Origin of the sequence: Collinsella aerofaciens (assembly GCF_040926405.1) — a bacterium.
Lineage (GTDB): Bacteria > Actinomycetota > Coriobacteriia > Coriobacteriales > Coriobacteriaceae > Collinsella.
Genome location: NZ_JBCOIG010000043.1, coordinates 1 through 8,485 on the forward strand (window position 1 = coordinate 1; position 8,485 = coordinate 8,485).

At 58.9% G+C, this 8,485-nt stretch carries 7 protein-coding genes; 4 read left to right on the top strand and 3 right to left on the bottom strand.

Annotated elements, in window-relative coordinates:
- Positions 1-1,344 (bottom strand): KUP/HAK/KT family potassium transporter (locus AB5758_RS09320; protein ID WP_368155520.1); only part of this gene is annotated, 1,344 nt, incomplete at its 3' end.
- Positions 1,345-1,483: 139 nt separating this feature from the next.
- Positions 1,484-2,395 carry a DMT family transporter gene (locus tag AB5758_RS09325; RefSeq protein WP_225093311.1) on the bottom strand — a complete coding sequence of 304 codons (912 nt, stop codon included), beginning with the start codon at positions 2,393-2,395 and terminating at the stop codon, positions 1,484-1,486.
- 118 nt (positions 2,396-2,513) lie between these two features.
- On the opposite strand from AB5758_RS09325, the gene AB5758_RS09330 reads away from it, so the two are divergent.
- Together AB5758_RS09330 and AB5758_RS09335 are read left to right on the top strand one after the other, a co-directional pair.
- Positions 2,514-3,371 (top strand): LysR family transcriptional regulator, encoded by an 858-nt coding sequence (locus AB5758_RS09330; RefSeq protein WP_225093312.1) that lies wholly within the window; start codon positions 2,514-2,516, stop codon positions 3,369-3,371.
- Positions 3,372-3,573: 202 nt separating this feature from the next.
- Positions 3,574-5,055, top strand: a complete 1,482-nt coding sequence (locus AB5758_RS09335; RefSeq protein WP_276530462.1) for an aminotransferase class I/II-fold pyridoxal phosphate-dependent enzyme — start codon at positions 3,574-3,576, stop codon at positions 5,053-5,055.
- 75 nt (positions 5,056-5,130) lie between these two features.
- Here AB5758_RS09335 and AB5758_RS09340 read toward each other — a convergent pair whose 3' ends face one another.
- Complete coding sequence (locus tag AB5758_RS09340; RefSeq protein WP_225093313.1) at positions 5,131-5,541, bottom strand: peptide deformylase; 411 nt, start codon at positions 5,539-5,541, stop codon at positions 5,131-5,133.
- Positions 5,542-5,808: 267 nt separating this feature from the next.
- Between AB5758_RS09340 and AB5758_RS09345 the strand changes: the two genes are divergently transcribed.
- Both AB5758_RS09345 and AB5758_RS09350 read left to right on the top strand, forming a co-directional pair.
- Positions 5,809-7,158 (top strand): MFS transporter, encoded by a 1,350-nt coding sequence (locus AB5758_RS09345; RefSeq protein WP_368155522.1) that lies wholly within the window; start codon positions 5,809-5,811, stop codon positions 7,156-7,158.
- A 152-nt stretch (positions 7,159-7,310) separates the two neighbouring features.
- On the top strand, positions 7,311-8,222 hold the full coding sequence (locus AB5758_RS09350) for a hypothetical protein (RefSeq protein ID WP_368152512.1): 912 nt from the start codon (positions 7,311-7,313) through the stop codon (positions 8,220-8,222).
- Positions 8,223-8,485: the final 263 nt, after the last annotated feature.

Consider the following 8,485-nt stretch of genomic DNA (forward strand, 5'->3'; position numbering starts at 1 on the left):
GAACATGGTGAGGCACGAGGCGAAGAAGCACAGCTCAATGGCACCAAAGAGCAGGGCGAAGACGCAGGCACCCAGCCTGTGCTTGAGGATGCCGGCGATGTAGCTCGTCAAAAGCGTCGTGGTCATGAGCATGGTCACGGTAATGGCGAGGCCGTAGGCGCTCTCCATGCGCTCGGAGTTTTGGAACAGCAGCACGATGAAGATGCAGCCGACCCACATGATGTTATTGACGAGCGGAATATAGAGCTGGCCCTTGGTGTCGCTGGGGTAGTGGATGCGCAGATGCGGCATAAGGTTGAGACGCGTTGCCTCGGATACCAGCGAGAACGAGCCGGTGATGAGCGCCTGCGAGGCAATGATGGCCGCCACGGCCGAAAGCACGATGGCAAAGGGGCGCAGGGGCTCGGGGAGCATCATATAGAACGGGTTGACGATATCCATCGCGAGCATCTGGGGGTTGGAGTTATTGGCGAGTAGCCAAGCTCCCTGACCCAGATAGTTGAGGATAAGGGCCGCCTTAACAAATGGCCAGGATGCATAGATGTTTGCCTTGCCCACGTGGCCCATGTCCGAGTAGAGTGCCTCGGCACCGGTTGTCGACAGGAAGACAAAGCCGAGCACCATAATGCCCGAATGGTTGATGGGCGAGAACAGGAACATAATGCCGCGGATGGGGTTGAGCGCGCGCAAGATGGACAGGTTGCCGAGCATGTTGAACAGACCGGCGCCTGCCAGGAACAGGAACCACAGCGTCATGAGCGGGCCGAAGAGCTTGCCGATTGACGAGGTGCCGGCGCGCTGCATGGCAAATAGGCCGCAGATAATGATGATTGTGATGATGATGACGTTGGTCTGGCCGTCGCCCAGCAGCGCATGGCCCCATTCGATGGTGCGCAGACCCTCGATGGCTGTGGTGACCGTGACGGCGGGGGTGAGGATGCCGTCGGCAAGCAGTGCCGCACCGCCGATCATGGCGGGCAGAATCAGCCATGGTGCCACCTTGCGTACGAGGCTGAACAGGGCGAAGATGCCGCCTTCGTTGTGGTTGTCGGCCTTCATGGCGATTACTACGTACTTGACCGTGGTCACGAGCGTCATGGTCCAGATGACGAGCGAAAGCGCGCCCAGGATCATGTCCTCGCTGACGGTACCGATGCCGCCGTTGTTGGCGACGATTGATTTCATGGTGTACATGGGGCTCGTGCCGATGTCACCATAGACGACGCCGAGCGTTACGAGCAGCATGCCAGCGGAGAGGGGGATGGCTCCGTGCCCGCCTTGCCCGTGCTGGTCTTGGAGGTTTGCCTCCAGTTTATTGTGTGCCACGAGGACTCCCTTAGACATCCGGTTATCTGTCTAGGACAAAAAACTTTATGCCGTCTTTATACATACAAGAGCAGTTTGGCACATCGGGTTATTTTAGACAATAATCCTCAGCTGGGGATTATTTATCTACGCAGGTAGTATTTCAAAGCAGGGGCTTTTAAGCACGTACTGTCTGGGCGATGCCAGCCTTGGCGTTTGCGCGTTTGCCGGCGAGTTCGCAAAAAATCGCGCCGCCGATGATAAGCGCGGCGCCCGTCAGGCGGACCGGTGTTATGGCTTCGCCCAAAAGGACGGCCGAGAACACGACGGCCGAAAGCGGCTCGAGGTAGCCGACGACCGCGACGGTCTGGACGGGCAGCTTGGCGACGGCACTAAAGTAGAGCAGGCAACCGATGCCGGTGTTGACGACGCCGAGCATGACGACGGCGCGCCAATCAATACTGGTGGCGACGCCGGCGGACAGGAATGAGGGAGCGCCCTGCGTGATGAGCGTGAGGACCAGCGCGGTCACAAAGGCGGCGCTCACCTGGAGCGTGGAGTTCTCGAGGCCTTCGATGTGTGGCGCACCCTTGCTAGCGATGACCATCAGCGCATAGCAAAATGCCGAGGCGATACCGCAGACGATACCCGCAATGGGCATATTGCCGCCTAGACCTTGCGCTGCAATGAGAAAAGCACCACAAGCAACGGCGACAAAGCCGGCGATTTTGCCGCCGGTCAGCTTTTCGCCAAAGATGAGCGGGGAGAGCGCCATGACAATGATGGGGCCGCAGTAGTACAGCAGCGAGGATACGTCGACGCCGATCGTCTGGTAGGCGCGGAACAGAAAAATCCAGCTGGCGCCCAGCGCGGCTCCCGAAAGGAGGAGGGCTGCGGCTTCGCGGAGGCGAGATGGCGCCTGCAACTTATGGCGTTGGGTGATGGCAAGGATAGTGACAAGCGAGAGGGCGCCCAAAAACGTGCGCAGTAGCACGATATCGGAGCTCGGCAACGCGATGGCAGAGGCGATGATGCCGTTGGAGCCAAACAATAGCAATGCTGCTAAGTACGTAAACAGCCCGTTGTTCATGCGCTTCCATCCCCTCTATATCCGAGCATGTTCACTATGGGTGAACTGGCTTTAGAAGAAAAGCGAATATAATGCATAGATAACATGACAAAAGCTCATGCATAGGTGGAGGGGTGCCGTGGAAACGAATGTTCAAAAGATGCAGGTGCTGCTCGAGACCGTGCGCGCCGGAAGCTTTACGCGTGCTGCCGAGCGCCTGAGCTATTCGCAGTCGGGCGTGAGCCGTATGGTGGCCGATCTTGAGGCCGACTGGGGCTTTAAGGTGCTCGACCGCAGTCGCGAGGGCGTGGCTCTTTCTGCCGATGGGCGGCAGGTCATGCCGGCTGTCGAAGCGCTCTGTGAGGAATTCACTCGCTTGCAGCGACGGGTGGATGAGATGCGCGGGCTCATGCGCGGCAAAATCTGCATCGGTACGTTTTCGAGCGTGGCGACCCACGTGCTGCCGCCGGTGATTGCGCGCTTTCGCGCCGATCACCCGGACGTCGATTACGAGTTGCTGATGGGCGATTACTCAGAGATTGAACAATGGGTGGCAGAGGGCCGCTGCGATCTGGGCTTTATCCCGCGTGAACCCCGAGAAAACGGCATGGCATCGCGGTCTTTGGTGCGCGACGAGTTGATGGCGGTAGTGCCGGCGGACTCCTCGCTTGCCGCGGCGGAGGTCGTTCCCCTTGCCGATTTGGCAAACGAGCAGTTTATTCTGCTAGAACGCGGCACCGATGACGAGATTACGCCGCTGTTTCGTCGGACGGGACTGACAGTGCGCTCAAAACTGTCGACTTGGGATGACTATGCGATTATGGCTATGGTCGAGGACGGCCTGGGCGTGAGCATTCTACCCGCGCTCATCTTGCGCCGCTGTCAGTTCGATGTTGCCGTGCGCCCACTCGAGGGGCATCCCCATCGCCAGATCAACGCCATATATCGAACGGCCGATGTTTCGCTCGCGGCCGCTCGATTCCTTGAATACCTCTAAACGTGTACACGTCATTGTCCGCTTTGGGACAATTCTCGGGGTTCGGTACATTTTCTTGTGAAATTGAACTTCCGGATAATGCGCCGCGCTATACTGCTGCCTAAATTGAACTCAGGTTCAATTCGTGTTCTATAAATTGAACTTTGCCAGCAAGGAGGTTCTAGTGGCCCAAGAGACGTTTAGCGATCGCCTGCGACAGACTATGTCCGATCGCGACGTTCGCCAGTCGGACGTGATCCGCGCATCGGAGATGCTCGGCAAAAAACTCGGCAAGAGTCAGATGAGCCAATATGTGAGCGGCAAGACGATCCCGCGGCGCGATGTGGCCGAGCTGCTCGCCCGCATTTTGGAGGTCGATGTTACCTGGCTGCTTGCCGGTGACGCCGACCAAGGTGAGACCCCTCCGTCCCGTAAAGTTGCCAAATCCGAACCTAGTCCCTCAGCTCAAATTCCAAGGAGCACCACCATGCGTACTTTTTCTAAATCCACCAAGCTTGATAACGTCCTGTATGATGTGCGCGGTCCCGTCGTCGACGAGGCTGCCCGTATGGAGGACGAGGGCGAGCGCATCCTCAAGCTCAATATCGGCAACCCGGCGCCCTTCGGTTTCCGCACGCCCGACGAGGTCATCAAGGATATGCGTCAGCAGCTGCCCGACTGCGAAGGCTATTCCAACTCGCGCGGCCTGTTCTCTGCGCGCAAGGCGATCATGCAGTACTCCCAGATCAAAGGCCTGCCCAATGTTCAGATGGAGCATATCTACACGGGCAACGGCGTGTCCGAGCTCATTCAGCTTTCGATGAACGCGCTGCTCGACAATGGCGACGAGATTCTGATCCCCAGCCCCGACTATCCGCTCTGGACGGCGTGCGCAACCCTTGCCGGCGGCCATCCCGTGCACTATCTATGCGATGAGCAGGCGGATTGGTATCCCGACCTGGAGGATATGGAGTCCAAGATCACGAGCGCGACCAAGGCCCTCGTCATCATCAACCCCAACAACCCCACGGGCTCGGTCTATCCGCGCGAGGTGCTCGAGGGCATCGTCGAGGTTGCGCGCAAGCACCAGCTCATGATCTTTGCCGATGAGATCTACGACCGCCTGTGCATGGACGGCTACGAGCACGTCTCGATTGCCTCGCTCGCTCCCGATCTGCCCTGTGTCACCTTTAGCGGCCTTTCCAAGTCGCACATGATCGCGGGCTATCGTATTGGCTGGATGGTGCTTTCGGGCAACCAGCGCTGCATGAGCGACTTCATCATGGGCATCAACATGCTCTCTAACATGCGCCTGTGCTCCAACGTGCCGGCTCAGTCGATCGTCCAGACGGCGCTCGGCGGCCATCAGTCGGTTAACGACTACATCCGTCCCGGCGGTCGTGTCTACGAGCAGCGCAACTTTGTGTATGAGGCGCTCAACAAGATCGACGGCATCTCGGTGGTCAAGCCGCGCGCGGCGTTCTACATCTTCCCCAAGATGGATGTTAAGAAGTTCAACATCACCGATGACGAGCAGTTTGCCCTCGACCTGCTGCACGAGAAGAAGATTCTGATCACGCGCGGCGGCGGCTTTAACTGGGCCGAGCCCGATCACTTCCGCATCGTGTACCTGCCGCGCATGGAAGTACTCAAAGAGTCCCTCGAAGACCTCGCCGACTTCTTTGATCATTACCGTCAGAGCTAGTGGGATAGAAGCTCCGCACTATGAAAAGCTCCCTGCAGTTGTTTTGCTGCAGGGAGCTTTCTTGAATCGGCGGAACTAAATCACTATCCCGTTGCAGTGGTCGATTTCGTGCTGGATGATTTCGGCGGTGTAGCCCGAGAAGTTTTTGATGCGGTGGATGAAGTTCTCGTCCAAATACTCAACCTTAATGCGGCGATAGCGGGTACAGGGACGCTCGCCGATCAGCGAGAGGCATCCTTCGCTCGTTTGATAGGCATTGACCTGCTCAAGAATTTGCGGGTTGTACATCAGGAGCGCCCTGTTGCCGTCCTTTACGCAGATGATGCGTTTGCGCACGCCGATCATGTTGGCGGCGAGGCCCACGCACTCGTGCTCATGCTCGTGGAGCGTATCCAGGAGGTCTTGCCCGATCACGGCGTCGTCGGGTCCCGCGTCTTCGGAAGGCAGGCGTAAAAAGAACTCGGATTTCATGATGGGCTTAATCATGGCGGGCTCCTCATGTCTCATGCTTTCGTGGACTTTTAATAATAGCGCGGAAGGAAAGCTGCGCGTCCGCGTTACAATCTTTCGACGTTGGACCATGTTGTCAGATTCGTCGTGTACGGCGTCTGGCGTAAGTCTAGGGCTCATTTTCGCCCTGGACCGTTCCTCTGGGGCGATGCGATTGTCGTTCTAAGAGGAAGGAATTTCATGGGGACCAAATCCCAAAAGCAAACTCAATCACCGTCGACAGCCTCGGCGATTCTCGTCGTAATGTATGCTGCAGCCTTTGTCGCCGCGTTTAACGAGAACATCATTAACGTGGCGTTGCACGACATTATGGCGGCCTTTTCGGTGAGTGCCACCACGGCGCAGTGGCTTGTTTCGGGCTACATGATCGTGACGTCGATCTTTACGGCCATCATGGCCTTCCTGTCCGGTCGTTTCTCGACACGCAATCTGCTGTTTTTCGCATGCGGATGCATGGTCGCCGGCGAAGTCCTGTGCCTGGTCGCTCCGTCGTTTAGCGTTTTACTGCCAAGCCGTATTTTGCAGGCTGCGGGATCGGGTATCTTGTTCCCGCTCATGATGAACGTAGTGCTGTCTTGCGCTCCGCGCGAGAAGCTCGGTCTGTATCTGAGCCTGGGCGGTGCCTGCATTACGCTGGGGCCGGCGTTTGGACCCGTGATCAGCGGTCTCATGTGCACGTTGTTTGGCTGGAGGGCGGTGTTCGTAGTGCCGCTGGTGGGCGGCATTGTGGTCGCTGCGGCGGGCGTAAAGCTCGTTCAGAATGTCGGAGAGCGTTCGAACGCCACGCTTGATATTCTGTCGGTTGTTTTGCTCGCCGCCGGTATTACGGCATTTGTGTATTCCGTAGGCGAGTTCTCGACCAATCTGATTGCCGGCATCGCGACGCTCTTCGCCGCCATTGTGCTGCTCGGCCTGTTTGCGGCCCACCAGCTCAAGCTCGAGCATCCGGTGCTTAACGTGCGTCCCATGGCGGGCGTTCGTTTTTGGCCTGCGTGTCTGCTTGTGGTGGTGTCGATGATGACGACGTTCTCGATGAGCGTTTTGTTGCCGCTCTATTTTGAGGGCGCATACGGCATGACCGCCCTTGTTGCGGGCTTGCTCATTTTGCCGGCGATTGCCTGCAATGCCGTGACCTCGATTGTGGGCGGACGCGTGATGGACGCCCGTGGCGCATGGCCGCTGCTGCCGGTCGGCTTTGCCCTGATCGCCGTGGGGCAGACTGCCATCTCGATGACGGCCGCAAGCATGAACATCGGCGTCGTCGTGGCGCTGACCGTTGTTGTGTATGCCGGAGTCGGTTTGGTGCTGAGCCCCTCGCAAACGGCCGGCTTGGAGACGCTGCCTGTCGCTGAGCATCCTCACGGAACAGCATTGCTCAACACGTGGAACATGATTGCCGCATCGTTTGGCCCGTCGCTGTTTATCGGCCTGCTCTCGAGTTCTGCGGCGACTGCCGGCGCCGCTGGCGTTGCGACCGACGTTGCCCAGGCGATTGGATTTGCGGCAGCCGTGCGTGTGGCGGCTGTAATTGCCGTGGTCGGATTTGTGGTATCGGTTGTGTACGCTCGTCGCGAGTCGCACATGTCGCATTAATGTGTGCACATAGATTCTGCAGCTAGATTGAATGGCGACACCATAAACTAATGGACGTTTTGCCGAGAGGCATGAATGTTTAAAGCGCAAAGAGTGCGCGACGGGCCCCGCGAATGGGGCGATGATGCCCGAGAGGGCCAAGAAGGAGTCTCATGTCTGAGAACGAAGAGATCATGAACGAGACCGAGAACGAGACCATGGCTGCCGAGGTTGAGGCAGTCGAGACCGTGGAGACCGAAGCTGCCGAGGTTGAGGCTGCTGACGAGGTTTCCGCCGAGGAGGAGGCCGAGGTTGCCGAGGCCGCCGTTGATTACGATGACGAAGAGCTGATGGACAAGATGCAGAAGGCCGCCCGCCTGCTGCGTAGCCGTCGCTTTGCTATTTCCAAGGAGGAGGAGGCCAAGGCCGAGCGCATGGCGAACATCGAGCGCGCCATCAAGCTTCTTGACCTCAAGCCCAAGATGGAGCAGAAGGAAATGTCCGACCTACTGGGCATGCGCCTTCGTGAGCTCGATGGCCTGATGGCCGAGGCCGAGGCTGCCGATCTGGTCGGCCGCATCGACGACGCCGAGGGCGATATGCGCAAGATCGTTGTCTTCGCTGCCGAGGATGCCGCTGAGGGCCTGGTCGAGCTTGCCAACAAGAAGGAGAAGCTCCTGCCCGAGCTTTCTTACGAGGAGGCCACCGAGCTGATGGCCGCTCTCGATAAGGTTATCGCTCCGCTCGTCGCCATGGGCCTGGACGAGGACCGCGGTCCTCGCGGCGGCCGTGACGATCGCGGTGGCCGTGGCGGCGACCGTGGCGGTCGCGGCGGCTTTGGTGATCGCGGTGGCCGTGGCGGCGACCGTGGCGGTCGCGGTGGCGATCGCGGTGGCCGTGGCGGCTTTGGTGACCGTGGCGGCGACCGTGGCGGTCGCGGCGGCTTTGGCGGCAACCGTGGTGGCTATGGCGATCGCGGTGGCAACCGTGGCGGCTTCGGCGGCAACCGTGGTAACGACCGCGGCGGCCGCGGTGGCGATCGTGGCGGCCGCAACGGTGGCGGCTTCCGCGGCAATCGCTTTTAATTAGTTACGGCGTTTTACCAAACGCCGTAACCGCTTGACGCTGCAAACCCGCCAGAGCGGCAATCTGCCTTTCAACTTCGGCGGCATGACCAGAAGGTCAATGCCGCCTCGTTTCAAGGCACCTTGCTCGCTCTGGCGGGTTTTCGCTGTCGGTACCAAAACATCGGTGTTGTCGAAGTAGTCATTGGGGGCTTATAGGACAAAATGTGTGTCCACGTTGGGGGCATCGGCGCAGGTCGATGCCCCTTTTTCAGCCGTTTAAA

Bases quoted from the DNA above. Each gene is read 5' to 3' on its own strand.
- AB5758_RS09350 (WP_368152512.1), top strand. From the start codon at position 7,311: ATGTCTGAGAACGAAGAGATCATGAACGAGACCGAGAACGAGACCATG.
- AB5758_RS09345 (WP_368155522.1), top strand. From the start codon at position 5,809: ATGTATGCTGCAGCCTTTGTCGCCGCGTTTAACGAGAACATCATTAAC.
- AB5758_RS09325 (WP_225093311.1), bottom strand. From the start codon at position 2,395: ATGAACAACGGGCTGTTTACGTACTTAGCAGCATTGCTATTGTTTGGC.
- AB5758_RS09340 (WP_225093313.1), bottom strand. From the start codon at position 5,541: ATGATTAAGCCCATCATGAAATCCGAGTTCTTTTTACGCCTGCCTTCC.
- AB5758_RS09335 (WP_276530462.1), top strand. From the start codon at position 3,574: ATGTCCGATCGCGACGTTCGCCAGTCGGACGTGATCCGCGCATCGGAG.